We start from the raw sequence: 25,251 nt of genomic DNA, 5'->3' as shown, positions 1-25,251 counted from the left end.
TAAAATTCTGTTTGAAGGGGTATTTTTGGGCTGTATCAACTTTTATTTTGGTATGTCGGTATCCCCCCTCCTCAGTTGGATTTGTTTCATGTTTTGCCTGGGCCTCATGGCGGGCGGGGTCCTGGTGCTGTTTCGCCAAAAAGAGTACGGGCAGTACCTGCCCATGCGGTACCTGAGGTATTATCTGATCCTGACCTACACCTTCGGTTTCTACGCGCTTTGGAGCCGGTTGCTGCTGCGGGAGCTGTACTTCCCGATCTTACCACCCGCCAGTCGATTACCACTTTCGCGTTTTCTGACACTCCTCAGCGTGCCTTTCCTGCTGGCCGGGATGCTCATGCTTATTTTGTGGATAGCCCACATTCTGAAACCAGGCCGCCGCAACCTCATGCTCTCTATCCTGATCACTTCGTTGGTAGCGGCATTAGTGGGGTACTTTGGCGCGGAAAGTACCTGGACGGTCAACCACATTTACGCCGCATTTGTGCTGGTTCTCATGACCGGAGTGGGTACTTCACTAGCACTGGGACAAGCGAAAGACCTCAATTTTCGGCCAAAGCTGACGCTCGCGGGGCTGGCCTTCGTTGTTGGGGTTGTCCATTTGCTTTTATTCGTGCAATCGGGCTCATACCTTCCTTTTGAACTACTATTCATTTTTCTGTACTTTCTGAGCCACACGGTTTTTGCCGTTTATTACGTCTACCGGGCCAAACTACCCGATGCTGCACCTTCGCGCGCGGCGACATTTGCGACGAAGGTGCCATCATTGGAGCTATTCGTAGAAAACTACGATATTACCCCCCGGGAATTGGAGGTCATCCAGGAGATTTACCGGGGCAAGACCAATAAAGAAATCGCGGAAACTCTGTTCGTGACCGTGCAAACGATCAAAGACCACACGCACCGGATTTATCAGAAAACCGAGGTCAAAAGCCGAACCCAGCTCATATCGCTGATGCGTACTTTCCGGGTATAGGTCGCCGCTACAATCCTCCTTTTTTCCGGCTTGTCCATTCTGGACAAAAACCGGGTTTGAGGCATGTTTTTGGATTGGTACGGGTTTTGGGTAAGCATTGCTCTATCTGAGACTTTTGCTTTTACCCACATCCATGCCAATCACCACTTTCAGTTCTTTTAAAAGCCGCAATTTCCGTCTGTTTTTCATGGGCCAGTCCGTGTCGCTGATCGGGACCTGGATGCAGAAAACCGCCGTGAGCTGGGTAGTTTACTCGCTGACGCAGTCCAAGGTCATGCTGGGGGTGTCGGTATTTGCCACGCTGTTTCCGGCCTCGATGTTCTCCTTATTCGGCGGCATCGTCGCCGATCGGTACGATCGGTACAAAGTACTGCTGGTGACGCAGGTACTTTCGCTGGTGCAGGCTATCCTCCTCACGCTGGCCGTCATCTATTTTCAGCAATACGCCGTTTGGTCGATTATCGGCCTGAGCGCCGTGCTGGGCATCATCAATGGCTTCGATGTTCCGGCGCGGCAGTCGCTGGTGCAGGCGATGGTGAACAATAAGCAGGATCTGCCCAATGCTCTCGCGCTGAATTCCTCAATGGTCAACTTGTCCAAACTGCTCGGTCCGGCGATAGCCGGCTTCGCGCTGGAAACATTCGGCGACCAGGTTTGCTTTGGGCTCAACGCGCTGAGTTTTATTCCGGTCATCATTTCTTTACTACTGATGAAACTACCCGCCTTTTTTCCCAAACCGAAAGCCGACCGGAATATCAAACGGGAATTTCGCGAAGCCTTTGCCTTTATTAAAGCCACACCTGACATCAGCAGTACCATTATTTTTGCGGGTGTGATGAGCCTGCTCGTGCTGCCCTACTCGACGCTGACGCCAGTGTACGCCAAAGACATTTTCCAGGGTTCCGCCTCGACGCTCGGGGTCATCGATGGCGTTATCGGCCTCGGTGCGTTTATAGGGGCCATATTTCTGGCTTCAGTAAAACCCGGCACCAACCTGACCAAAATTCTGGCCATTAACACCCTGATTTTCGGGACCGGACTCGTGCTGTTTTCTTACATGACCAACTACTACCTGGCTTTGGTCATCCTGACGTGCGGGGCATTCGGGATGATGTCGGTCGTCACGATCAGCAACACGCTGATCCAGTTAAGCGTCACGCAGGAACTGCGGGGGCGGGTGCTGAGTATTTTTGTGATGGTATTCGCCGGGGCGATTCCCCTCGGCAGTCTGCTGGTGGGAGGCGTGTCGCACTACATCGGCGTACAGGCCACCGTACTGACGCAGGGTTTCGCAGCAATTGCCGTAGCCCTCATGTACGCGCGGTATCTGAAAAAGCGGCGGCTGACCCAGGAGAAAGAGGACTCTCTCGAAAAACAACCCGAACAGATTTTGGTTGGCGCGTAAAGGACTTATTTGATAATTGGACGCAAAAGACTGCGGCGAACTACCATAATGCTTGGGCACAGAGCAGAATTGGCAATCAATTCAATTTAAACTCAACGCCCGCCGTAAGACTTCCGAACGAGCGGCGATTGTTCTTATTGACCCGCATTCCGATGGCAAATGCCGCGTAGCTATCGCGCCTTTTCTGAAAACGCAAGTCTACCTGGATAGGGATGGCGTATAGGCGATAAATATTGTGTTCGAGCTCACGCCTGTAATTCCCCATGCGAAAGTATGGCTCCTCGATTTGCAGGTAATCTATCCCGATAGAGGGCAAAACCGAAAAGCCATTGTCGGGTGGCGCGAAGCTACGGCCAAACCGCATCCCGTACATTTGATGCCGGTAGCGTGGGTATGTATGAATAATGAAGCCGGTTTTATCGGGAAACTTAGGACTGCGAAACGCGCCCCCGTACGCTTCGGGAATAAGGAACCAATTGTGCCGAAATCTGAGGGGAAGTGTGGCCAGGGCCATGAGCGGCCCACCTGACATTACGGAGGTTTGGCCCGAAATACCCATACCCAGCGATGCAGTCAAATAGACGCGAATAAACGGTTCGTCTGGCTCGACCTTGGCTTCCTGGGCGTAGCCGCAGGTGGCTACGGCGAGTATCATCAAGAGAAACGCTTGCTTCATTATCACTATCCTTATTGGTTAGCCTTATTGAGCGCCCGGTTAGAATCCTTTTGACTTTTGACAACGTCAATTCTTACTTTTGCTCCTCGAAAGTACTCCCTAATTCCAAACACCCTTGCGAGAAACGCTATCTATCTCAATTTCTCGCTGTTAACCGACCTTCATGCACAGTGGGGGTACTTTTCACGAAGAACACCAAATATTTCCTATGACCCCAAAGCATTACCCCTCTTGGTGAATGAAATTTCTCTCCTTTTTAGTACTGTCGCTTGTCCTGTTTTCTACTAGCAATCCTGTTTATTTACATACGAAGGAATCGGTGGCGGAATTTACTACAAATATCTCTGTTGCAGTAGAGTCGATGTCTATTTTGCTGATGCGAACTCAAACTATGATGATGTTACAACTCCGCCGCCAGGGGTAGTTTCTCCCGTTGCTTATTGCGAGGGAGCTACCGCTACTACTCTGACGGCTTCAGCAGCACCGGGTGGTACTCTGAATTGGTATTCAACTTCTGCCGGGGGAACGAGCATTCCCTCCGCGCCCACGCCTTCGACTTCTGCTACGGGTACCATATTCTACTATGTCTCGCAAACCGTAGACGGTCAGGAGAGTGCCAGGGCACAGATTAGCGTAGTTATAAAGGCTATACCTGCTGCACCTGGGGTATTCGCACCTATTAATTATTGTATTGGTTCTCCCGCCCGTCCTTTAACAGCTACGGGCAGCTTTCTGCGATGGTACGCTGATTCTACCGGGGGAACAGGCTCCAATACTGCGCCCACACCCTCAACTTCTGCGGCCGGCTCTACGTTCTATTACGTTTCCCAAACATCAAATACTGGCTGTGAAAGCCCAAGATCCCAGATCGCTGTCACTGTCTCAGCCCTCCCTAATGCCTACACCGTAACGGGCGGGGGTACTTACTGTGCCGGCGGGACAGGGATAGCGGTTGGATTGGACAGTTCCCAGAATGATGTCTACTATCAGCTCTTCATAAATGATGAAGCCATGGGAAATGCCTTGTCCGGTACAGGCAGTGCGCTCTCTTTCGGCAATTTTACCACGCAGGGTACCTACACGGTCCGAGCTACCAAAGGTACTTTGCCCAATTGTAGTAGCACCATGAAAGGTTCCGCTACCATTCAACAATCCTGCCCTGTCATTAGCCTCAAAACAGGTGATTGGGAAGATCCTGCTACCTGGTCCGTTGGTCGCGCACCCCTGTCTGGCGAACAGGTTATTTTGGGGGCAGGACATATGATTTCTCTTCATGGCACAGCCACGGTGCTTGGCTTGGAATACAGCCCCGACGCCCAATTGTTGCTGGTAGGTAGCGGTAGTACTTTGATGTTAGGTCAGTAAAAAGGGGAAGGTTGAAGAATTCGGATTGCACGATATGCCGTTGCAAACGCGAGGTGATAGCCCGCAGGTCGAGTTCAGCGAGCCAATAGGTGTCACAATGAGAAAAGTCGAAACTCGACACCCGTATTCAAACTACCAAAAGGACGACGACCGTTGGCGTCCCAGCGTCCACCGAAAGTCAGGAAAGCGGTTTCCCTTTTATTAAGTCGAAATCTTGCGTCGAGTTGAGCGGGGATGGCATACGTGCGGTATAGCTTTTCGTCGTAGCCTTCGGAGAATTTACTGATGCTGTAGCAACAGGGTTCATGCACTAATAGTACGTCTGCCCCGACTGACATCCGCAAAGTAAATTCAGGATATATGGTTTTGATTCCTTTTCCCAATCGAATACCGTAGGCCTCGTATCTTATGCGTGGATAACTCTCAAAAAAGTACCCCACCTTCTTAGGGTACTTTGGGCTACGGAAAGCCCCTCCATACACCTCGGAAATAAGGTACCACTGATGCCTGAACTCAACGGGTATGGCCAGGCTAGCCATGAAAGCCCCACCGGTAATTTCTTTTGACCTACCCGAAATCCCTAACCCGAACGATGAGGCTAAATGGACGCGCACGGCAGGCTCTTGCTCTTGCTTTTGGGCATGGCAGGTAGTTGTAGCAAAGGCGAATAGTATGAACAGTAGCTTTTTCATACAAATTAGAGGTCTAGTCTAAAATCGCATTTCTCGAATCGCATGGCAGACCCACCCGATTATATATTAGTTTTAGCGGACTTATAAATACAAATATATGGATGTGGCAGTAGCCAATCGTTCCAAATGTCTTAGTTACCAATAATTTCTTGTTAACCTGTATGTCCACAGACACAAAGGGCACAATAAAATAACTATTAAAATATTTATCAAAACTGAGGGTTTCATTCTGTGCCAGCTTTTTTCTCCATTCTGATTTATATACCAATAAGCATATTTATCTAACACCAATCCCTGCCCATTTTTAAAGTGAAACACCTTTTCATATATTGGTGCAACAATCTGATTTCCATCCAGATCTATATACCCAAATTTTCCATTTTTCATTACCGGAGCCACGCCTTCATCGGCCATAAATATAAAATCATATTTTTGGTCACATAGCTCGTGACCATCAGAATCAATCAGAAGGTATCCCAGGTCAGTTTGGGCCGCTGACACTTTACTGGGTACTATCCAGCGTACTGATTTATAATCAGCTTCTTTTAGAACCCGGAGGTTCATATCAATTAAATACCAAGTTTGATCAACTTTTACCCAAGTTATGTTTGAATTAGAAGGAAGTGTTTCATTATATGAAAAATCGATTGCCAGTTCCTTTTTTTGGGTATTCAAATAGCCAAACTTCCCCCCAATTCCGATTCTTCGGAGCTCTTTCCAGAAGTATACACTATCAAGATCAATATCGTCCAAAATAGGTGGAATAATTTCCTTGCCATTTTCATCTAAGAAGCCAAATTTATTAGTTTTTTTCACAACTCTTAGTCTTTTATGAATATAGACCCCCACCGAATCATATTTTTGCGGAATAAGTAAATCGAAGGCACGGTTTAAATAGTTGCGCCGTACATCAAAGGGATTATTTTCAAATGTATACCCATCCTCCTTTCTGAACTTTTGGCCAGTACTGTGCCATACTTCCGAAAGACCTCCTTCAAAAGGACGTATTTCTGTGTAGCTTCCTTTATGAACTTCATTTCCTTCACGATCAACAAAACCATTGTTATTTATATCCTTCCAGAATATGGCTAAATCTTCTTTAAAATAAGTCAATATTCTATACTTTGGATAAATAATTACCTTTTCGTTTTCATCTATTGCTCCCCACCTATTACTCCTAGTTTTAAATAATTTAATTCCCTCCCAAGCAGGAAATATTGAATCTACCGCTATTTTATCCGATCCGTAAAAAACATATTGTGAATTTATGCTCTGAGCATTGGCTGGCTCGATAAACACCATTAATACCAGTATAGTATATATAACATTCTTCATTACAGATGTGCTAACACTTTTGATTCTTTGGTACTTTTTGCAGCAACAGAGCACGCTGCGAAGTATTTCCAAGAATCAAAACTAGTATTGGTTTTTTACAGTTTTTTCGAATGTGTTCCCCGAGGTCACCATAGTTGTTAAGCCGGGCCTCGGCGAAGGCTAGCAGCCCGCCATTGAGTGTTTTGACGAAGGCCAGTATGCGGAATACTGATAGCCGTTTTATCCATTTTCAAAGATGCCGCATGCAGTCGCTCGGCTCCGCCGAGTGGAGCCTTGCACGGTGACAACTATCCCATTATCCTCCGGGCGGCCATCCAAACCCAGCGTAAAATACAAAAAAGCCCGGTCAAACCGACCGGGCTTCTAACATTATAAGTACACCAAAAAAGTCAAGTAAAGACTCAACTCTCCACCTTCCCACTCAACCCCTCAATAAACGGCTGCTTGTACAACCGCTTGCCGGTGGCTTTGAAGAAAGCGTTGGCCACCGCACCGCCCGTGGGGGGCAGGGCGGGTTCGCCGAGGCCGGTGGGGTCGATGCCGTTGTCCACGAAATGCACCTCCACTTCGGGAATTTCCTGCATCCGGATGATGCGGTACTTGTTGAAATTGCTCTGGTCGGGTACGCCATCGGTAAAGCTGAGGCTGCCGTACATCGCGTGGCCGAAGCCATCCACCACGCCGCCCATCACCTGCTGCCGGGCACCGCTTTGGTTGATCACAATGCCGCAGTCCACGGCGGCGATGATTTTGGTCAGTTCCGGCTTGCCCGCCTTCATCTCGACCTCACCGACCTGCGCCACGTACGAGAGGTGCGAGTAGTACAGGCTGAAACCCTGGTTCTTTGTTTTGTCTTTGCCCCAGTTCGATTTCTCGGCGGCGAGTTTGGTCACCGCAATCATGCGATCCACATCGTACCGCACGTCGCCCGCCGGAGCCGTTTTGGCTTTTTCCAATAATTCCAGACGGAACTGGATCGGATCTTTCCCGGCGGCCTGCGCCACTTCGTCCAGGAACGACTGCTCGGCGGCAGCCAGGAAGTTAGTGATCGGCGCGCGCCAAGGCCCCGTTGTGATGGCTGACTTATGTTCGGCGGAGTCGATCAGCAGGTTGTCCACCGCGCCCGCCGGGAAGTTATTCTCCCGGGTGGGGTTACCAGCGTTGATGCCCGCGCCGCGCAGCTTGTAGCCAATCATGTTGCCTTTGTCATCGAGGGCGGCCTCGAAGCGGTACTTCACCGCCGGGCGGTAATCGCCGCCCGTCATATCGTCCTCCCGCGACCAAATGAGCTTGATCGGTGCTTTGGTCAGGGCCGATATTTTCACCGCTTCCATCACGAAGTCGGCGGCCAAACGACGGCCAAAGCCACCACCCATGCGGGTCATATCGACCGTAATTTTTTCTTTGGGAATGCCCAGGAACTTGGCGGCTTCGCCCTGCGCGCGTTCCGGCGTCTGGGTCGGACCAATGAGCTCGGCGCCGTCGGGACGGACGTGGGCAAAGAAGTTCATCGGTTCCATCGGCGCGTGCGACAGGAACGGACACTGGTACTCGCTCTTGACGACCTTGGCGGCGCTTTTGAACGCCTTGTCCACGTCGCCCTCCTTCCGACGTACTTCATTTTTGTCGGAGTTGAGCAATTCATCGAAAATCCGGTCGTGGTCGCTGGTACTTTCCAGTGCGGCTTCCTTTTCGTAATCAATTTTCAACGCCTTGCGGGCCTTCATCACCTGCCAGGTAGATTTGCCCACCACGGCCACGCTGTTGTCGAAGGTCACCACGTCCACGATGCCAGGCACGGCTTTGGCCGCAGCGGAATCCACCGATTTCAGCTTCATACCGAATGCTTTGGGACGCTCCACTACGGCATACAACATGCCCTCACGGGTGAAGTCCAGCCCGAACAACGGCTTGCCCGTAATGATGTCCTGATTGTCCACATTACGAATGGACGAACCAATCAGCTTAAAATCCTTGGGATCTTTCAGCGGCACGTCGGTGGGCGTGGGCATCTTGGCGGCTTCCTCGGCCAGTTCGCCGTAGGTCAGTTTCTTTTTGGAGCCTTTTAGCAACACTGCGCCACTTTCGGTAGTGCATTGCTCGGGTGCCACACCCCAGCGCTGAGCAGCGGTATTGATAAACAACTGCCGGGCGGTGGCTCCGGCCTGGCGCAGACGTTTCCACGAGTGCGGAATGGAGCCGCTTCCGCCTGCCACCTGCCGTTGGAATTTCACCGTGTCCAGCGGGGCCTGCGCCACGTGGACTTGCTGCCAATCGACGTCGAGTTCTTCGGCGACCACGATCGGGAAGGCGGTTTTGATCCCCTGCCCCACTTCGGGGTTCGGCGAGAAAATGGTGATTTTGCCATCGGGCGCGACGGCCAGGTAGCTGTTGAATTCAATGCTCGGGGCCGCAGCTTCCGCCGCCGCGTCGAGGACGGCGGGTTTGGCGTCGGCATTGCGCCAGTGAAATCCCAGCAGTACGCCACCGCCCGCCGTGGCCGCCAGCTTCATGAAATCGCGTCGGTTGGTATTGGTCAGGTTGGACATGGCTTAGTTGGTTTTGGTGGAGGCTACTTTCACGGCTTCGCGGATGCGGTGGTAGGTACCACAGCGGCAAAGGTTGCCGTTCATCGCGTTTTCGATTTGCTTGTCGCTGGGCTTGGCGTTCCGCTTCAGAAGCGCGGCGGCGGTCATAATCTGGCCCGCCTGGCAGTAGCCGCACTGTGGCACATCCACTTCGTTCCAGGCCTGCTGCACGGGGTGGTCGCCTTTCTCGGAAAGACCTTCGATGGTCGTCACTTTGGAGTCGCCGACGGCCGACACGGGCATTACGCAGGAGCGCGTGGCCGAGTCGTTGACGTGGACGGTGCAGGCGCCGCACTGCGCGATGCCGCAGCCGTATTTGGTGCCGACCAGCCCGAGGCTGTCGCGCAAAACCCACAGCAACGGCGTATCCGGCTCGACGTCGGCCTTGTAGGTTTGGCCGTTGATTTTCAGGTTGTATTGGGCCATGATGGTATTGGTTGGTTTAGTTTTGGGCTAAATTACTGATTTTTGTTGGGAATCGAAATTTGGTTTTTTATCCATCGTATTGTCTCACAAGTAAAAACCCTCAGAAGTACCAGCAGCAGCCAGAAACCCTATATCCGTAAGCGCTATTCTTCTCCCAAACAGAGAAATACACTGTCCAAAAACGCCTTTAAGAAATTTTAACAGACGCCCCGCCGGACATTACCTTATGTTTGTAAAAACACCGACTTGTGAAAGCCCTTGCTGCCCATACACTGCACGAACTTCAGATTCTCCCACGTGAGGTGGGCGAACGCAGTGTTTTGGACCTACTCAATCGAGCCTATACGCATTCGGGAAAAGACCATATACAGCAGCTTTTAAGCACGCCGCTGGGTACCCTACCGGAAATTCTACAACGCCAAAAACTACTTCAATATATTTCTGCCAATCTGCCTGAGATAGAGTTTGATATTCCGAAGAGCTATTTAACCGCGTCCCACAACCATCTGGATAGCAACTTGGCCTGGAATTCGGCAAAAACCTGGTTCAATCGTTACCGGTTGTCCCTGTGGTACCGGTGGTTTAGTACGCATGATTTTTACCGACTGCTGTCAGGTACTACCGCTTTGCAAAAAGTACTTAGGATGATTGGCGAAAAGACAGCCTGGTGGCGCGACTCCGATCAGTTGCCCCATGAATTGCTAAACCATGCGAAGGTACTACGAGACTTTTTCGATCACGCCCAGCCGACACTGACGACTAAGCTCAACCTGATTTCGATGATAGAAGTTGATTTCTTTTTGAGGCAGAAGTACGTAAATCAGGTCAAAGCGGTGCTGGCCGTTTTTTATCAGCTCGATGCGTACTGCGGCATCGCCCGCTTTCTGCAAACAGTCCGTTGGGTTTACCCGTCGTTTGTTCAAACTCAAGAACCAACATTCAGCGTCATGGATATGAAGCATCCGCTGCTCAGTGACGAGGTAGCTGTTGGAAACGACTTCTCCCTTGCCTTTCCCCAACGGCTGACGCTGCTGACGGGAGGGAATATGAGTGGAAAAACTACCTTTTTGAAAACCTGCGGCCTGGTACTTTACCTGGCTCACCTGGGACTGCCTGTGCCGGCCCGCACCGCTTCTCTCAGTCTCTTCGATCGTCTGATGACAAGCATTCATTTAAGCGACAGTCTGGATCTGGGGTACAGTCATTTTTATACTGAGCTCATTCGGATTAAAGAAGTGGCTCAGGCCATAGCGGAGGAACAAAGGGTATTTTTGCTGGCCGATGAGCTATTTAGAGGGACCAATCCACAGGATGCCTTCATGTGCGCCCGCCAGGTAATCGATACCCTCGTCCGGCAATCGGGTAGCCTGTTTTTGATTTCTTCCCATCTTGTCCAATTGGGAGCTCCTTATGAAAAGAATACTGGTGTGCAATTTAATTGCTTCAAAACCAAAGTAGTGGAAGGAAAGCTTGTGTTTACACACCGAATAGAGAAGGGTATAACCGAAGAACAAACCGGCCTGCTGCTCTTGAATCAGACGGAGGTACTTTCCTGTTTGCAATAAATTCAAAAGGGGAACCATGATCTTCCACAGAAAAAACTGATCTCACGAAGTAAAGTACAGAAATTTTTCGCCGTTCTTCCTGCCCACTGTTTATCAGTTATTCCGCTTGCGCTCGGCCCGTCTTTCCGCGCGACGTTCTTTTCGGTCTTTTTTCTTCTCTTGTCGTTCTTCTTTGGTAGGAAAATTGAAAGGCAACACGTCCCTCACTTTGTCAAAAAACGTCGGCTCGTCTTCGAGGTAGGGTGCACAGTTCAGGCGATTCTCCAATCGTTCGGATAACGGGGCGAAAGGTACTTTTTTGGAATAATACCCCAGCCTGACCAGCCGCGACGTAAATTCTCCCCAGATCGGCAAAGCCGTACGCGAACCCTGGCCCATGCTCAGGCTGCGGAAGCGCACCAGCGGGCTTTCGCCACCGACCCACACGCCCGTGACCAGACCCGGCGTAATACCGATGAACCAGCCGTCCGTCTGATTTTGGGTAGTACCCGTCTTGCCCGCTATATCAAGAGAAAGGCCGAAGGTCGAGCGAAGTCCAGAGCCGCTGCCCTCGTTGACTACCGCCTGCATCATGTGCAGCATAATGGCCGCGTTGTCGGGCGATAGTACTTCGCGGCGTCGCTGCGGCTCGCTTTCGCGTAGTGCCTTCCCATTCCGATCCACAATTTTGGTCACGTACACTGGTTCGCTGATGCGCCCTTCGTTGGCGAAGGCCGTGTAGGCTCCCACCATCTCGAGCAGCGAAATGTCCGCCGTACCCAGCGCCAGCGATGGCACGGGCGGCAGGTCACTGTGGATACCCAGGTCACGGGCCAGCCGGACGGTGTACGGCACGCCCACATTCAGGATCAACTGGGCCGAGACGGTATTGACGGAATTGGACAAGGCCCCTTCCATCGAGTAGCGTCCACCGTACTTGTTGTCGGCATTCTGCGGCGACCAATTCTCGAACTGTTCGTAGGTCGTCAGTTTGTTTTCGATGTACTTGCAGGGCTGCACGCCTTTTTCCAGAGCGGCGGCGTACAGAATCGGCTTGAACGTAGAGCCGACCTGCCGCTTGGAGGTGACGTGGTCGTACTTGAACAGGTTGTGGTTGATCCCGCCGACCCACGCCCGCACGTAACCCGTTTCGGGCTCCATTGACACCATACCCGTGTTCAGGAATTTTTCGTAGTAAGCCAGCGAATCCATGGGGCTCATCGTGCGGCGGAAGGAGCCGTTCCAGCCGTATAGTGTCATAGGCACGCGCTTTTGGAAAGCTTTCTCAATTTCTTCTTCGGAAGCCCCCGCTGCCTTCATCCGCCGGTAGTGCGGCGAGCGACGCATGGCGTTTTGCAGCACGGACTTATCATTACCCCAGGGTTCACGCCCCTGCCAGTGCGCATTGAATTGCTTTTGCAGACTGGCCATGCGCTTTGCAACCGCCCGCTCGGCTTCGCGCTGAAGCTTGGAGTCCAGCGTGGTATATATTTTCAGCCCGTCGGTGTAAAGGTTGTAAGCATCGCCGTTGCGCTTATACTGATTGCTGCACCACTCAGCCAGTTCCACGCGCAGTTGCTCGCGGAAATAGGGAGCGAGATTTTGCTCCTCCTTCTTTTTATCGACTTTTTCCTTTTTAGTGACCAAAGCCAGTTTCTTCAAAGAATCAGCCTCCTCGGGCGTGAGGTACCCGTACTTGGCCATTTGCGACAGTACTACATTGCGCCTCGTCTTGGCGCGTTCGGGATGATTTTTTGGATTATAGGAAGTAGTGGCTTTCAGCATCCCGACCAGCACGGCAGCCTGTTCGGGTTTGAGTTTTTTGGCGGTAGTATTGAAAAAGTACTTCGCCGCACGCTCTACGCCGAAAATCGTCCCACCGAAGGAGACGGTATTCAGGTACAGTTCCAGAATTTCCGGTTTGGTGTATACCGATTCCAGCCGCCGGGCCAGGACCATTTCCCGGGCCTTGTTGATTGGCATATCCAAAATCCAGTAATCCCGACGGGGATACAGGTTCTTGATTAGCTGCTGCGTGAGGGTACTTCCCCCACCCGAACTTTCCTTCTGCAATAAAATGCTCTTGATAACTACCCGCGCCAAACTACGCGAATCGACACCATGGTGCCGATAGAAACGGGCATCTTCGGTCGCGACCAGCGCCTCAATGACCGTGGTGTCGATGTCACGGTAGGCAATGTTCGTTCGGTCGTAGAGGAAGTACCTTCCCAGCAAGACGCTGTCGGCAGAATAAACCTCGGAGGCGGTGTCGTTGCGCTTGTCCTGCAACTCGCGGCGCGACGGCATGTCGCCGAAGAAACCCATGATAACGAAAAGGTAAAACGCAACGCCCAACGAAACGATAATGGCTGCAAAAGCGCCTCCAAAGAACAATAGCAATCGAAAAAAACGCCCGCGACTGCGTCGATTAACTGTTTGCCAGGTTTTTTTTACAAAATTTCTCAAAAATTGTCGGAGTCAGATCAAAAGTGAGTTGGATTACGCCTAAAAACGCGTGCCTGGTTGAATTCTTGCCTTGCCAGGTCAAGAAACCGAATGGCTTCAAATATAGCGTAATCAGTAATAACCCCCGGTAGTTTTCTTTTGACCGCGAACCCCGAACTCCAGTTTCATGCAACAACCCCTCGACCCGCCAAAGTCCATCGCCGGACAATTAAAATATCTGGGCCCCGGCTTCATCATGTCGGCGGCCATCGTCGGCTCCGGCGAACTGATCGCCACCACCACGCTGGGAGCCAAGGCGGGTTTCGTGACTTTTTGGGTCATTCTGGTGAGTTGTCTGGTCAAGGTAACGCTACAGCTGGAATTTGGGAAGAATGCCATATACACCGGAACGTTCACGATGCACAATTTCAACCGCCTGCCCGGCTTACGGCTAGGGCGGGCGCACTGGAGTATCTGGCTGTGGCTGTCGCTGCAGGGACTCAAACTCCTGCAAGTCGGTGGTATCGTGGGCGGCGTGGCCATCGTGCTGAACATGGCCCTGCCCGCACTTTCTGTGGATATCTGGGCGCTGCTGGCGGCACTTGTCACCGCGCTGCTGGTGTACCGCGGGTACTACGCTCCTATCGAGAAAGGCTCGCTGGTGATGATCGTGCTTTTTTCGTCGGTGGTACTTATCTCTTTGGGATTATTACAAGGAACGCCTTTCGCCATTCGCTGGCTGGATATTCAGGAAGGGTTGAGTTTCAAACTACCGCCGGAGGCCGTACTCGTGGCTTTCGGGGCATTCGGTATCACGGGCGTGGGTGGCGATGAAATCATGTACTACAACTACTGGTGCATCGAGAAAGGTTACGCGGCCTACGCTGGCCCCAACGATGGCAGCCCCGCCTGGGCGGCCCGCGCCAAAGGCTGGATCAACGTCATGTACCTCGATGCCCTGCTGTCGATGGTCGTCTATACTATTGTGACGGCGGCTTTCTACCTGCTGGGGGCAGCGGTCCTGCACCGCAGTGGCGAAGTACCCGAGGGCTACCGGATGATCGGCGTGCTTTCACGAATCTTCACCGAAACCCTCGGTCCCTGGGCCGAAACGCTGTTCCTGGTGGGAGCATTCACAGCCCTCTACTCCACGCTTTTCACCGCCACGGCGAGTTGGGCGCGGGTGTGGGGCGATGCCTTCGGGCAGTTGGGTTGGCTACCATTTGGAACAGTGCAGGAGCGCCGCCGCTCCATTGCCATATTCTCCTGGATATTCCCCTTTGCCTGGTGCGTCTTCTTCCTGTTCTTCCAGTCCCCTGTGATGATGGTGATTTTGGGCGGAGTCGCCACGTCAGTACTTCTACTGCTGATCGTGTGGGTGGCTTGGGTGTACCGTTACCGCGAACTACCCAAATCACTGACGCCATCACGGCTGTACGATGTTTTCTTCTGGCTGAGCGTAGTGTCGATTCTGGTCGTGAGCGGATATGGGGTTTGGCAGGTAGTTTGAGGTTAGACTACCCTGCGTCATCAAATTGATTTTTTCAATAGCCGAAAACCCTAGCGTTAACGAAACACCTCCGCCAAGTCCACGCTCAATCCCGAAAAAATTACCGACTGCGCCACTTCGGTGGCCGGTTGTAAGCCAATGTACTGCTCGGCTTCGTTGAGAACGTATATCTGCACCGACTCGTCCAGCGGATGCACCAGCCAATATTCCTGCACGCCCGCTTCTTCGTAGAGCTCGAACTTGTCCTTCATTTCGCGCTTGGTATTGCCAGGCGACAGAATTTCGACGACCAGATCGGGCGCCCCGTTGCAGCTTTGGTTGTCTTTCAGCTTTACCGAATCACAAACCACGCACAGATCAGGCTGTACTACCGTAAAGATATCTTTATCGGCTTTGAGAGACTTTTTACGATCGTAAAGTCGCACGTCAAAAGGTGCAGAGAATAGACGGCAATCTGTGGATAAAAAATAGTTAAAAAGAAAACCCTGTAACATGGTAGATACCTGCTGATGCCGGACGCTCGGCGCGGGAGACATCGGGAATATTTTACCGCGCAGCAGCTCGACACGCTCCTGAAACTCCCATTTCAGATAGTCGGCGTAGGAATACGTGCCGTCAAGGTCGAGTTGCGATAGTTGGGTGATAGTAGCCATGTTAAGCGAAAGATCGTAGTTTTTTCAAATTTACTTTAAAAACCCCAAAAAGTTTAAAAGTGAATCTTACCAATAACGACGCCCAAACTACCCCAGGCTAAGCCGTCAGTACCCGAAAAATTTCTTCCAGACTCTCTCCCCGCTGCCGCAGCGTAGCCAGCGGGCTGTCGGCCACAATTTTCCCTTTGTTTATGATAATCACCCGGTCGCAGAGCGCTTCGACCTCCTGCATGATATGGGTGGAGAAAAGTACCGTCTTGTCGGCTCCGGCGGTTCGGATCAGCGAGCGAATTTCGGTGAGTTGGTTAGGGTCGAGGCCGGTGGTGGGCTCGTCGAGAATCAGCACGGCGGGATCGTGCAACAGGGCCTGCGCCAGGCCCACGCGCTGGCGGTACCCCTTGGAGAGCTGACCGATTTTCTTGTGCTGCTCCACCGTCAGGCCGCAGAGTTGTACCATTTCGGCCACCCGCGCAGTCGGTGATTTTCCTTTCATGCCGTACAGCTTTCCCACAAAAAGCAGGAACTCCCGTACGTACATATCCAGATAGAGCGGATTGTGTTCGGGAAGGTAGCCAATGGCCCGTCGGGCGGCCATCGCATCGGTCGCCAGGTCATGTCCGTTCACCACTGCCCGGCCCTCGGTGGGGGTCAGATAGCCCGTCAGTAGCTTCATGGTCGTGGATTTTCCGGCACCGTTGGGGCCAAGGAAGCCCACGATTTCGCCCGGATGCAGCGAAAAGCTCAGCGAGTCAATAGCTTTCTGGGAGCCGTACTGCTTGGTAAGTTGCGAAACTAGGATCGACATGGGTGGAGTTTTATTTCAAAAAAGTAAATTATTTTCAATTGAAGAATATTCTTTCGGTTTTCAGGATTGCCAAACAAAATTTTTGTCTGCGAATCGGCTCGTATTTATTATTCGCCTTTCCTAAAATTCTTCAATAGGGTCAGGCTTTTGTGATATATCATGGCTATTTTTAACTACAAGGTTCGATAGTTATATTTACCCAACTATCCCTTATAGTTAAATTTATTAAAATAAAAATACAATTGTCATGAATATTATCCGCTCTTTTTTCGTAACGCTTTGCACGGTTTTGCTGGGTGGGTTTGAAGCCGTTTCCCAGAACGAAGCCAAAGTACAGGTCGATCCCGGCGTATCGGTTCATAATTACAAGCATACCCATAAAGCCAAAAAAGCCGAAAGTATGCAGCAGGTCCAAACAAAGCGGCGGTTTTCTTCGCGCGTAGGTATTGTGCCACGTTCAATCAATGCGCCAAGAGAAAGCGCACGACTCAGCACGCCCAAATACAAGAGACGTTCAGTTTGGTCTTTTTTCAAAAATTCCAACCCAACGCCAACGCGCCTCAACCCGCTGACAAATCCCGGCAATTACAAGACGCAGTGATAACAAACGGTTATTTCCGCTTCGTGTAAGTCTTCTTTTTAGGGTAGTAGCGGGTCGGCGCTTTCTTCACGGGAGGCCGGACGGCGGCCTCCTCTTCACCTTCTTCCGACGTAGCTTCGGTTCCCATACCCGGACTCATGGTTTTGGCAAAAATGGGCAGGGATGAGTGCACCAGCGCCGGAATGTCATCGGCCGTATCGATGGGACGCAACCGGAATGCGTAGCGGTACTCCTTTACAGGTAATTGGTATGCCTCGTGAACGCGCGGCGACCAGCTATCGTCACCGCCAAGTCCCATCTGCACCAAATCCAGGTTCACCACCGTCGCGCTGTCTTTCGCAAGCGGAATACCGGGCTTTTTGGCGGCCAGCAAAGCCTTGTCGGTATAGTTATGGACGCTGACGTTGAACACGGAATCGCTGATGGCCAGCAGTCCCAGGCCGGTGGCATTGGTCACGGCCATCCAGCGGACATCGGTCTTGTTGCCATTTTCCTGCGCCATGATGTAGGGAAAGTGCTGCTCATCCACGGTCCCGGCGTACAACCCAACCTTGGCGCTACTCTTGCGGTCGGCATACGTCTCGTAGGGGCCACGTCCGTACCATTGCACTTTGTCATGGCTGAGCGGCATCTCAAACTGCAGGCCAATCCTGGCAAATGGCGGCCAGGTGCCGTTGGGGGCAAAGGTTGTCTGCAGATGCACATCGCCCGTGGCGTACACGGTATAGAGCGAACTTACCAGCAAGCCGCCCGCTTTGCCTTGCAGGCTTTTAATCAGGCTTACCTTATAAACGTGCGCATTCACTTTTTCAACCCGCAGGTCTGACCCCATCAATTGCAGAGAATCAAGCCCGGCGGCGCGCCAGCGGGCGGCGTAACTTTTGTCGCCTCCGCCTTCATCGTTGTCAGTCGGCACACGCATGAAATTGGCGTACATACCGCTTTTCATCAGTTCTTTGCCCTTATACATAAAAGAGCTCATGCGGGCGGATTTCTTGTCGAAACTAACGGCGAATTGCTGGCCCGACAACGTAATGCCCTTGCCACGCGTCAGCGTGAGCCGCAGCGGCGTGTTACCGGCGTAGCTGACTTCGGTCAGCTGCCCCGTCGGCACCATAATACGTACCTGCCGTCCGGCCACCTCGTGCCCCATTGCTGCCCAGAGCGTCTTTTCTTTCAACTGCACGCTGAGGTTCAGGAAATATTCTGCCCCCGGTGATGGATCCGCGGGAATCTGGTAAGCTATGGTAACTTCCTGCACCTGCCCGGCAGCGGCCGTCAGGCTCTCCACTACACCGTCCTGAATCGGTTTGCCGTTTTCCTGCAATGTCCACACCAACTTGAAAGGACTCAGCGCCTGAAAATCGTAGCCATTGCGGAGCTTGATTTGCTTTTGGCCAGGCAGTATAGAATCGGGCACTTCAAATTTCACGTACTGGTACACGTGCTTGACCTCGTTGATTTCCGGCTGAGGCGTGCGGTCCGGGTTCACCAGTCCGTCGCCCGCGTTGGCGCCATCTATGTAGTTGATATGGTTCCAGTAGTCGCGTCCCTGGGAGGTTTTGGCGTGAAGTCCCTGGTCCACCCAATCCCAGATGAAGCCGCCCTGCATGGTGGGGTACTTTTCGATCACGTCCCAATATTCCTGCAGATTCCCGACACTATTGCCCATGCCGTGGGCGTACTCACACACAATCAGGGGGCGTTCGGGATCTTTTTTAACCAACTCGATCATATCCTGCACCGAAGGATACATCACCGAAATAATGTCGAAACTGCTCAGGGAGGTCGGCGTGTAGTTGGCGCGACCTTCATAGTGAATAGGCCGGGTGGGGTCGGCCAGCCGGATGTAATCGGCCATTGCGACAAAATTTGCGCCGTTACCGGCCTCATTGCCCAGCGACCAGATGATAATCGAAGGATGGTTCTTGTCGCGCTCGATCATGGCTTTGCCCCGCGCCAGGAAGGCCGTTTTCCACTCGGGCTTGTCAGCTAAAATGATGTTTTTCGACCAAAGCTCGTGGCTTTCGATATTAGCCTCATCTACCACGTAAAGACCGTATCGATCGCAGAGATCGTACCATTCCTCCACATTGGGGTAATGCGAGGTGCGGACGGCGTTGATGTTGTGTTGCTTCATCAGCGTAATGTCGCGGATCATGCTCTCGCGGCTGATGACTCGCCCCGTTTCGGGGTCGAATTCATGGCGGTTGACACCCTTGATCGTGATCGGCTTACCGTTGACCAACAGCTGCCCCCCCTTGACCTTGACCTCCCGAAAGCCCACGGGCTGACTCACAGCTTCCATTACCTGGCCGTCAGGGCCCACGATCTGCATCGTTAGTTGATAAAGGTAAGGTGTCTCGGCGCTCCATTTCTGAGGCGAAGTCACGGGAAACTCCAGCCGGACGGGTAGTTCTCCACCGGGGTCCAGTGTACCGATGGTCTGGGCTTTGGTGGGAATGGCTTTTTGACCATTCGCGTCGTAGAGCGTCGTGACGAGCAGGTAGCCGTACTGAGACTCTTTCGAGTGATTTTTGGCGTAGACGCTCACTTTCAGGTTGGCGTTGCGGTAGTCGTCGTCGAGGTCGGTCTGCACCACGAAATCGCTGACGTGAACGGGTGGTGCCGACAGCAGGTACACATCCCGGAAAATGCCGGAAAGTCTCCAGTAATCCTGGTCTTCGAGGTAGCTGCCATCCGACCAGTTGATGACCTGCACGGCCAGCGTGTTCGGCCCATCCTGGATTTTGGCCGAGATGTCGAACTCGAAAGGGGTCATGCCGTCCTCATGATAGCCCAGCGACTCGCCATTGAGCCAGACGTAACAGGCCGACTGCACTCCACCGAAGTGCAAAAACAGAGAACGCTGCGCCCAATCCGCCGGAACGTTGAACGTGGTTCGGTACAGGCCCGTGGCGTTGGTATCAGCGGTGATCCGCGGCGGCGTGGCCTCGAAGGGGTGCTTGATGTTGGTGAAAACCGGACGGTCGTAGGGCCGATTTTCCTTGGCCCCAACTACCTGCCAATTGGACGGCACGGGCAGGTCGTCCCAGGCGGCGGTAGAAGTGGCGGGCTGGAAAAAATCGGCGGGTACTTTGGATGGGTGCGACACCCATTTGAATTTCCAGGTACCGTTTAGCGATTTGATGAAAGGCGAGTTGCCCGCGTTGGCCAGGGCCTGCTCTTCGGTGGCATAGGGTGTGAAGCTGGCGCGGGGACGCTCGGTATTTTTGCTGATTACTTCGGGGTCTTCCCAGTCAGGGAGCGTGGTCTGTGCCCGTAGTATGCTATTTGAAAGGAATAAAAAACCAACGGCACAAATCAATTCTCTCGGGGCGAAACGCATAGTTCAATTCGGAAACAGGGGAGGTACAATATAGGTCTGGCATTCGGGTTGTGGTGTGGGGATGAGGATATCATGCAAAGTAAGGCATTTTTTTGAAAAAGAGTTGGTGCAAAAACACCTTCCAAAGCCAATTTTTTGGCTTAAAACCTCTAATTTGCCCCCATCAACGAATCCTCTCAACCATGCTCCTCGCTGTCGATGCCGGAAACACCGATACCGTATTTGGCCTTTTTGAAAAACAAAACAAACGGCACGTGTGGCGCACGCGCTCGCTGCCGCAGGAATCAGCGGCAAACTACGAGTCGTGGCTGAGGCTGCATTTTCTGGAAGCGGGGATCCCACTCGATACGGTGGAAAAAGTCGTACTGGGCAGCGTGGTACCCGACCTGACGGGTACTTTACGCGCTATGCTCACCTCCCTTTTTGGCCTGGAACCCACAGTCGTCGGGCCGGACATTTACCCGGGTCTGGAAATCGCCATCGACCATCCGCACGAGATCGGAGCCGACCTGATCGCTAACGCTGTGGCCGCCCACGCCCGCTATCCACAGAATTGCGTAGTCGTGGATTTTGGCACCGCGCTTACGTTCACTACCATTTCAGCCACGGGTCAAATCCTGGGCGTGGCCATTCTGCCGGGCCTGAAAACTGCCGTAAAAGCGCTCTTCGCCAACACCGCCCAACTTCCCGAAGTACCCCTGCAACTACCCGAATCTGCCATCGGCAAAAATACCGTCCACGCTATTCAGGCGGGCATTCTGCTGGGTTACGAAGGGCTGGTCAAATCCATGCTCCGTCGCATAAAAGCAGAGCTGGGCGGCGACTGCATCGCCGTCGCGACGGGAGGCCTGTCGTCGATCATCGACACGCTGGAAGGGGAGTTTGTGGAGATAGACCGGGGGCTGACGCTGGACGGGCTGCGGTTGATTGGCTCGGTATAAGTTTACGATCGTTATCGCACCAGCAAAACCCTGCCTTCTCCCGCTATTGGCGACCAACCTTCGCCTTCCAACTCCATTTTATAGAGGTACACGCCCGACGCCACACCCGCTGGAAGCCAAAGTACCTCGTTTCGGCCCAGATAGGGCCGATACTGTAAGGTTGCAATAGCCTTTCCGTTCAAATCAAAAACCCGAATGCGCCAACTGCCCGGCGCGTTCTTTCCTTCCAGTTCCAGCCCGAACTTCACCCAAAAATCCGCCGGATTGGGCGAAGCCGTGGCCGACACGACGCGATTGGCTTCGGCTACGCGGAGGCCAATTTCGTAAGGCGCGGCGGCATTGCCGACAAGGTCGCGGCCTTCCACGCGGAGTCGGTAAGTACCCGGTGCAAGTTTAGGAAAAGTAAAATCAGCGCGAAAATCGGCCATGGGCGTCGGCGACCAGGTGGCTTTATCCACCGGAATCAGCGTTTCCGGGCATTTGTCGCAGGTCTTCCAAAGGCTTACCTGCAAGTCCGTGGTGTCGGCTCGGAGCAAATAAGGGTTGGAATCCAACAGCCGAACCTGGATTTTGGGTTGCGGAGAAACGGCTTCACCATCGGTCAGGCGGCGGGAATCTACCGTTACATCCAGCAGCGGCGGGGTGCGGTCGGGCCGGACGGTGTAAAGTACCTCGGCCACGTTATTGGTGTATAGTTCTTCGGGTAGTCGGTTGGCATTGAAATAAATCAACGCTCGATTGAAGCCTGGTTTAGCCTGGGTACTTTGGGTAAAATTGAAGACATAACTACCCTGCGCGGCCAGTGGAGCAATCTTGTATTGCATTTCCAAAACCTTATTCTCATAAAATTCCCGCACCAAAACGGTAATCGAATCCTGGAAGGGAACATTGGTAATGTTACTGAACGACACGTTTGCCTGGAAAGTAGCGCCCTCGTCCAGTTGAGCCGGGTAGGTACTTTTCACCTCCGCCACGCCTTCGGGAAGCGGTGAAAGGTTGGCAGGCCCGCTGGGGTCGTAGCGGAAAGTGCGGGAAACCGAAGCCACCGAATCGCCCGCGAGGCGCACCCGCCAGTAAACGGCCTTCGGACTGGTCAGCGTGAGGGTTTTTCTTGCCAAAATAGTCTCGCTGCGGATGGTATCGCGCTGAATAGAACTACCAAAGTCCGCGCTGCTGCTCCACTCGAAAATCACCGTCGCCGTTTTACGCCCTGCCGGAAGCTGGGCCACCAATTCAATCTTGGGTCCCACAAAAACGGACTGATCGGCGGGCAGCAGCGGAATCGCGCCGCCCTCGGCGATTTGGATTTGGGTGGAAAACAGGTTGTTGGTTTCGTCTTCTTCTGCAATCGCGTCCTCAGCATCCAGCCGAAACTCCCAGGTTTCTTCCCCGCCCTGTCGGCTGACGTTGGGGAAACTGAAACTCAGTGAATCTTGCAAAGGTATGGCTGGCCGGGTGAGCGTGTACTCGACCAGGAGGCGAGCGTCTTTTTTTCGGGAAATGGTGAGTGAGTAACTACCCGGCAGGAATCGTCCGTAGTTGGCCACGCGCGCGGTCACGCGCAGGGAATCATCCCAGGCCGATATTTTTTCTCCCCGCCCGTTCGTCACTTTGATCGAAGTGGTCTGCCACGCGTAGTCGGGCCGGGTGGCGGGAAAAATTTTGATGGCCGGATCGCCCTGCAAGCCCATTTGGGTTGCCGTCACGCGGTCGCTGAGCGTAGGGTTCAGGCTCATGGTACGACGGATTCCCTCACGCATAATATCACCAAAAGGGCGACTGGTGAAAGAGGGATCGGCCAGTACTTCGTAAAACGAGGAGGTGTAGTTATGAAGTGCCGCCGTAAAACCCAGGTGCGTATGGGCCACGAACAGCACCGCGCCGCGGTCGGGTGTAAGCACCCAGTCGGTGCTGGTGGGTGGTCCGGCGAAGTAGAAATTTCCCAGGGCGCAGCCATTGACGATCACCGCCGGATAGCGGCCTTTGTTGCGATAACCGAAGGCACTTTTGGACACTTCACCGATTTCAATGTCCGTCACGTTCAGGCTCGAATGACCGTAGAGCGTCATCAGGGCCACACCTTCGTTGACGATGGGCGCAATGGGGAAACGCTCGATGTACTCGTCGGTTTTCTTGGATATAGTCTGTACATCAGGGGCTACGAAAGTACCCTCAATTTTGGCGGCGTAGGAATCCGTGAAGTATCGGAAAAGAATCAACTCCTGGTCCGAGCGTCCACCGCTGAGGTGCAGCACGTTCTTGCGCCAGGGCGCGGCGGCTGGCGCAGCTTCGTGTTGCTTTACTTTTTGTAGATAATCCCACACATTCTGGGAAGTGTAAGCGTTCACGCGGCCAATCGGTACCAGCGGTGTAAAAGGGTCGGCGGGGTCGAGTCCCACGCCCAGGGCCAGATCGGAATCTGGCCAACCCGCGCTGGGTACCATGTCTTGCGAGCGGGCAGCCGGATTCTTCCGGACAGCCTGCGGTGAGCGCGACTGCCCGAGCAACAGCACGTATTTCAGCTTTGCGCGGTCGTGCAGCCAGCGCATCAGCCGCCGCATGCCCACGGGGCCGGGCTCACCGTAGTTGAACTGATCAAATACCTCGGCGGCGTTGATGACCAGCGGCCTGAAACTACCTCCTGCCGCCGAAGCCCGGTAGGCGGCATAGTCGGCCACGGGGTCGGTACTGCCCGCCACGGCCTTGCGCACCAGCGGATGTGTAATGATAAGGTAGTCGGTGGCGACGGAGTCGATGTTTCTGAATTTTACCGGATGGAGATTGGTAACGGGCAACGGGTTCCTGACTACCAAAATAGTGGAACTACCTTGTGGAGCTACCGTCGCGTTTCCGGCATGGCTTTGTGCGAAAAGTTGGCGTGGAGAGCCAGAAACCGACAGGTCGAAAAACCTCGCATTTTCGACCGAATCCACCTGGATCGCACCTCCTCCGGCAGGGAAAAGCATTTTCTGGTCGGTGGCGTTGGCCAAAAGTACCCGCTGCGGATACGTCCACTTGATATACGAAACCGAAACGCGATCGTCCTTTCCTCTTGGCACAAAGGTGATGCTGACTTTGCCGAGGCTATCGAGATCTTCAGGCAGCAGACTGGCTTTGAACATTTTGGTTTCGTAACCCTCCCACTCTACTTCGCCCAGTTTGCGGCTTTGCTTCAAATGATCGCCAATCCAGACTTCCACGCGATGCTCTCCGACATAGCGGCCCACGAAAAGCATCTCTACCGTAGCCGTGCCAAACGATTCTACCAACGGTTCCTCCGTCTGTAATCCCAGCCCGCCTGCCCACTGGTCGGTACGTTGCAACCAGCCGGTCCAGCCCTCACCCGTGTCGCCAAAGGTTTGGAGGTAGCCATCGTCGGGCCCCGCGCCCGGCGGATAGATGGCCCCGGCGGCGTACTGGTTGGCCATGACCTGCAGAACGGTTTCCTGGTGGTAGTTCGTCGTGGAAGAGGTAGAAGCAACAGGGGCCTGTACGATTCGTCGGCCCGCCCTGCCGTCGGTACGCCAGGTAAGAAAATACGTGGCGGTATCGGAATACAGGCTGTAATGCGGATGCGGCAGAAATTCGGGCGACGCGTAGAGCAGCGTATCGAGCCAGCCGTCGTTGCGCTGGCCGTAGAACTCCACGTAATCCAGCGAGTCCAGCGTCCCGTCAGCCTCGCCTTCCACCTGAATGGCCACTTCCTGCCCGCGCCGGAAAAGTTGCAGCGATTTGGCCGGGATTTGGGATAAATCAATGCCCTGCTTTTGCAAGTCTCGGGCATCAAGACGGTACCAGCCGTCATGCGTCGTGCCTATGCGGAAATATTGTTGCGAAGGGTTGAGCCACTCATTACCGTAAGAAGTCTGCGCTTTTACGCTCAAACTCGCCAGAAAAAACAGGCTCATCCAGAAGTACCGCATCATTTCCTTTTTTTCAA

17 protein-coding genes and 1 pseudogene are annotated in these 25,251 nt (G+C 53.2%); 8 read left to right on the top strand and 10 right to left on the bottom strand.

The genetic code is table 11. The annotated features are described in order from the left end of the window. The first annotated feature begins 52 nt into the window (after positions 1–52). Positions 53–976: a helix-turn-helix transcriptional regulator gene (locus tag IE117_RS10610; RefSeq protein WP_189564404.1), complete on the top strand. Its 924-nt coding sequence runs from the start codon at positions 53–55 to the stop codon at positions 974–976. Positions 977–1,109: 133 nt separating this feature from the next. Then, on the top strand, positions 1,110–2,381 hold the full coding sequence (locus IE117_RS10605) for an MFS transporter (protein WP_189564403.1): 1,272 nt from the start codon (positions 1,110–1,112) through the stop codon (positions 2,379–2,381). A 76-nt stretch (positions 2,382–2,457) separates the two neighbouring features. On the opposite strand, the gene IE117_RS10600 is transcribed toward IE117_RS10605, so the two are convergent. Then, complete coding sequence (locus tag IE117_RS10600; RefSeq protein WP_189564402.1) at positions 2,458–3,057, bottom strand: hypothetical protein; 600 nt, start codon at positions 3,055–3,057, stop codon at positions 2,458–2,460. A 315-nt stretch (positions 3,058–3,372) separates the two neighbouring features. On the opposite strand from IE117_RS10600, the pseudogene IE117_RS26555 reads away from it, so the two are divergent. Together IE117_RS26555 and IE117_RS10590 are read left to right on the top strand one after the other, a co-directional pair. Beyond that, positions 3,373–3,930, top strand: a pseudogene (locus tag IE117_RS26555) (immunoglobulin domain-containing protein); the annotation flags it as partial. 138 nt (positions 3,931–4,068) lie between these two features. Next, a complete protein-coding gene (locus IE117_RS10590) occupies positions 4,069–4,422 on the top strand; it encodes a hypothetical protein (RefSeq protein WP_189564400.1) in 354 nt (117 codons plus the stop codon). Positions 4,423–4,514: 92 nt separating this feature from the next. Here IE117_RS10590 and IE117_RS10585 read toward each other — a convergent pair whose 3' ends face one another. The 4 genes from IE117_RS10585 to IE117_RS10570 form a co-directional block, all read right to left on the bottom strand. Next, a complete protein-coding gene (locus tag IE117_RS10585; RefSeq protein WP_189564399.1) occupies positions 4,515–5,114 on the bottom strand; it encodes a hypothetical protein in 600 nt (199 codons plus the stop codon). A 135-nt stretch (positions 5,115–5,249) separates the two neighbouring features. Next, the gene (locus tag IE117_RS10580; RefSeq protein ID WP_189564398.1) at positions 5,250–6,449 is read right to left on the bottom strand and encodes a WG repeat-containing protein; all 1,200 of its coding nucleotides are present in this window, start codon (positions 6,447–6,449) and stop codon (positions 5,250–5,252) included. Positions 6,450–6,850: 401 nt separating this feature from the next. Beyond that, the gene (locus IE117_RS10575; RefSeq protein ID WP_189564397.1) at positions 6,851–8,998 is read right to left on the bottom strand and encodes a xanthine dehydrogenase family protein molybdopterin-binding subunit; all 2,148 of its coding nucleotides are present in this window, start codon (positions 8,996–8,998) and stop codon (positions 6,851–6,853) included. 3 nt (positions 8,999–9,001) lie between these two features. Continuing rightward, entirely contained in the window at positions 9,002–9,463 is a 462-nt protein-coding gene (locus IE117_RS10570) for a (2Fe-2S)-binding protein (RefSeq protein WP_189564396.1), read from the bottom strand. Positions 9,464–9,711: 248 nt separating this feature from the next. Here IE117_RS10570 and IE117_RS10565 point away from each other — a divergent pair, with 248 nt between their 5' ends. Then, a complete protein-coding gene (locus IE117_RS10565) occupies positions 9,712–11,028 on the top strand; it encodes a MutS-related protein (protein WP_189564395.1) in 1,317 nt (438 codons plus the stop codon). A gap of 93 nt (positions 11,029–11,121) precedes the next feature. Here the strand turns inward: IE117_RS10565 and IE117_RS10560 are convergent, their stop codons facing one another. After that, positions 11,122–13,401, bottom strand: coding sequence for a penicillin-binding protein 1A (locus IE117_RS10560; protein WP_229580714.1), 2,280 nt, complete (start codon positions 13,399–13,401; stop codon positions 11,122–11,124). 238 nt (positions 13,402–13,639) lie between these two features. Between IE117_RS10560 and IE117_RS10555 the strand changes: the two genes are divergently transcribed. Next, positions 13,640–14,962 (top strand): Nramp family divalent metal transporter, encoded by a 1,323-nt coding sequence (locus IE117_RS10555; RefSeq protein WP_189564394.1) that lies wholly within the window; start codon positions 13,640–13,642, stop codon positions 14,960–14,962. Positions 14,963–15,018: 56 nt separating this feature from the next. Here IE117_RS10555 and IE117_RS10550 read toward each other — a convergent pair whose 3' ends face one another. Next, positions 15,019–15,615 (bottom strand): Uma2 family endonuclease, encoded by a 597-nt coding sequence (locus tag IE117_RS10550; protein ID WP_189564393.1) that lies wholly within the window; start codon positions 15,613–15,615, stop codon positions 15,019–15,021. Between the two features lie 97 nt (positions 15,616–15,712). Continuing rightward, entirely contained in the window at positions 15,713–16,420 is a 708-nt protein-coding gene (locus IE117_RS10545; RefSeq protein WP_189564392.1) for an ATP-binding cassette domain-containing protein, read from the bottom strand. Positions 16,421–16,667: 247 nt separating this feature from the next. Here IE117_RS10545 and IE117_RS10540 point away from each other — a divergent pair, with 247 nt between their 5' ends. Further along, positions 16,668–17,021 carry a hypothetical protein gene (locus IE117_RS10540; RefSeq protein WP_189564391.1) on the top strand — a complete coding sequence of 118 codons (354 nt, stop codon included), beginning with the start codon at positions 16,668–16,670 and terminating at the stop codon, positions 17,019–17,021. A 10-nt stretch (positions 17,022–17,031) separates the two neighbouring features. On the opposite strand, the gene lacZ is transcribed toward IE117_RS10540, so the two are convergent. Continuing rightward, on the bottom strand, positions 17,032–20,370 hold the full coding sequence (gene lacZ / locus IE117_RS10535; protein ID WP_189564390.1) for a beta-galactosidase, LacZ type: 3,339 nt from the start codon (positions 20,368–20,370) through the stop codon (positions 17,032–17,034). Positions 20,371–20,552: 182 nt separating this feature from the next. On the opposite strand from lacZ, the gene IE117_RS10530 reads away from it, so the two are divergent. Next, entirely contained in the window at positions 20,553–21,311 is a 759-nt protein-coding gene (locus IE117_RS10530; protein ID WP_189564389.1) for a type III pantothenate kinase, read from the top strand. Positions 21,312–21,322: 11 nt separating this feature from the next. Here IE117_RS10530 and porU2 read toward each other — a convergent pair whose 3' ends face one another. Next, a complete protein-coding gene (gene porU2, locus IE117_RS10525; RefSeq protein WP_189564388.1) occupies positions 21,323–25,237 on the bottom strand; it encodes a putative type IX secretion system sortase PorU2 in 3,915 nt (1,304 codons plus the stop codon). Positions 25,238–25,251: the final 14 nt, after the last annotated feature.

The organism is Persicitalea jodogahamensis, from assembly GCF_014651615.1.
In the GTDB taxonomy this organism is placed as follows: Bacteria; Bacteroidota; Bacteroidia; order Cytophagales; family Spirosomataceae; genus Persicitalea; species Persicitalea jodogahamensis.
Note: the sequence above shows the minus strand (reverse complement) of the source record. Positions and strands in the feature narration are given on the sequence as shown.

Coding starts and splice junctions, on each gene's coding strand:
- IE117_RS10610 (WP_189564404.1), top strand. CDS start 53: ATGTCGGTATCCCCCCTCCTCAGTTGGATTTGTTTCATGTTTTGCCTG.
- IE117_RS10605 (WP_189564403.1), top strand. CDS start 1,110: ATGCCAATCACCACTTTCAGTTCTTTTAAAAGCCGCAATTTCCGTCTG.
- IE117_RS10600 (WP_189564402.1), bottom strand. CDS start 3,057: ATGAAGCAAGCGTTTCTCTTGATGATACTCGCCGTAGCCACCTGCGGC.
- IE117_RS10590 (WP_189564400.1), top strand. CDS start 4,069: ATGGGAAATGCCTTGTCCGGTACAGGCAGTGCGCTCTCTTTCGGCAAT.
- IE117_RS10585 (WP_189564399.1), bottom strand. CDS start 5,114: ATGAAAAAGCTACTGTTCATACTATTCGCCTTTGCTACAACTACCTGC.
- IE117_RS10580 (WP_189564398.1), bottom strand. CDS start 6,449: ATGAAGAATGTTATATATACTATACTGGTATTAATGGTGTTTATCGAG.
- IE117_RS10575 (WP_189564397.1), bottom strand. CDS start 8,998: ATGTCCAACCTGACCAATACCAACCGACGCGATTTCATGAAGCTGGCG.
- IE117_RS10570 (WP_189564396.1), bottom strand. CDS start 9,463: ATGGCCCAATACAACCTGAAAATCAACGGCCAAACCTACAAGGCCGAC.
- IE117_RS10555 (WP_189564394.1), top strand. CDS start 13,640: ATGCAACAACCCCTCGACCCGCCAAAGTCCATCGCCGGACAATTAAAA.
- IE117_RS10550 (WP_189564393.1), bottom strand. CDS start 15,615: ATGGCTACTATCACCCAACTATCGCAACTCGACCTTGACGGCACGTAT.
- IE117_RS10545 (WP_189564392.1), bottom strand. CDS start 16,420: ATGTCGATCCTAGTTTCGCAACTTACCAAGCAGTACGGCTCCCAGAAA.
- IE117_RS10540 (WP_189564391.1), top strand. CDS start 16,668: ATGAATATTATCCGCTCTTTTTTCGTAACGCTTTGCACGGTTTTGCTG.
- lacZ (WP_189564390.1), bottom strand. CDS start 20,370: ATGCGTTTCGCCCCGAGAGAATTGATTTGTGCCGTTGGTTTTTTATTC.
- IE117_RS10530 (WP_189564389.1), top strand. CDS start 20,553: ATGCTCCTCGCTGTCGATGCCGGAAACACCGATACCGTATTTGGCCTT.
- porU2 (WP_189564388.1), bottom strand. CDS start 25,237: ATGATGCGGTACTTCTGGATGAGCCTGTTTTTTCTGGCGAGTTTGAGC.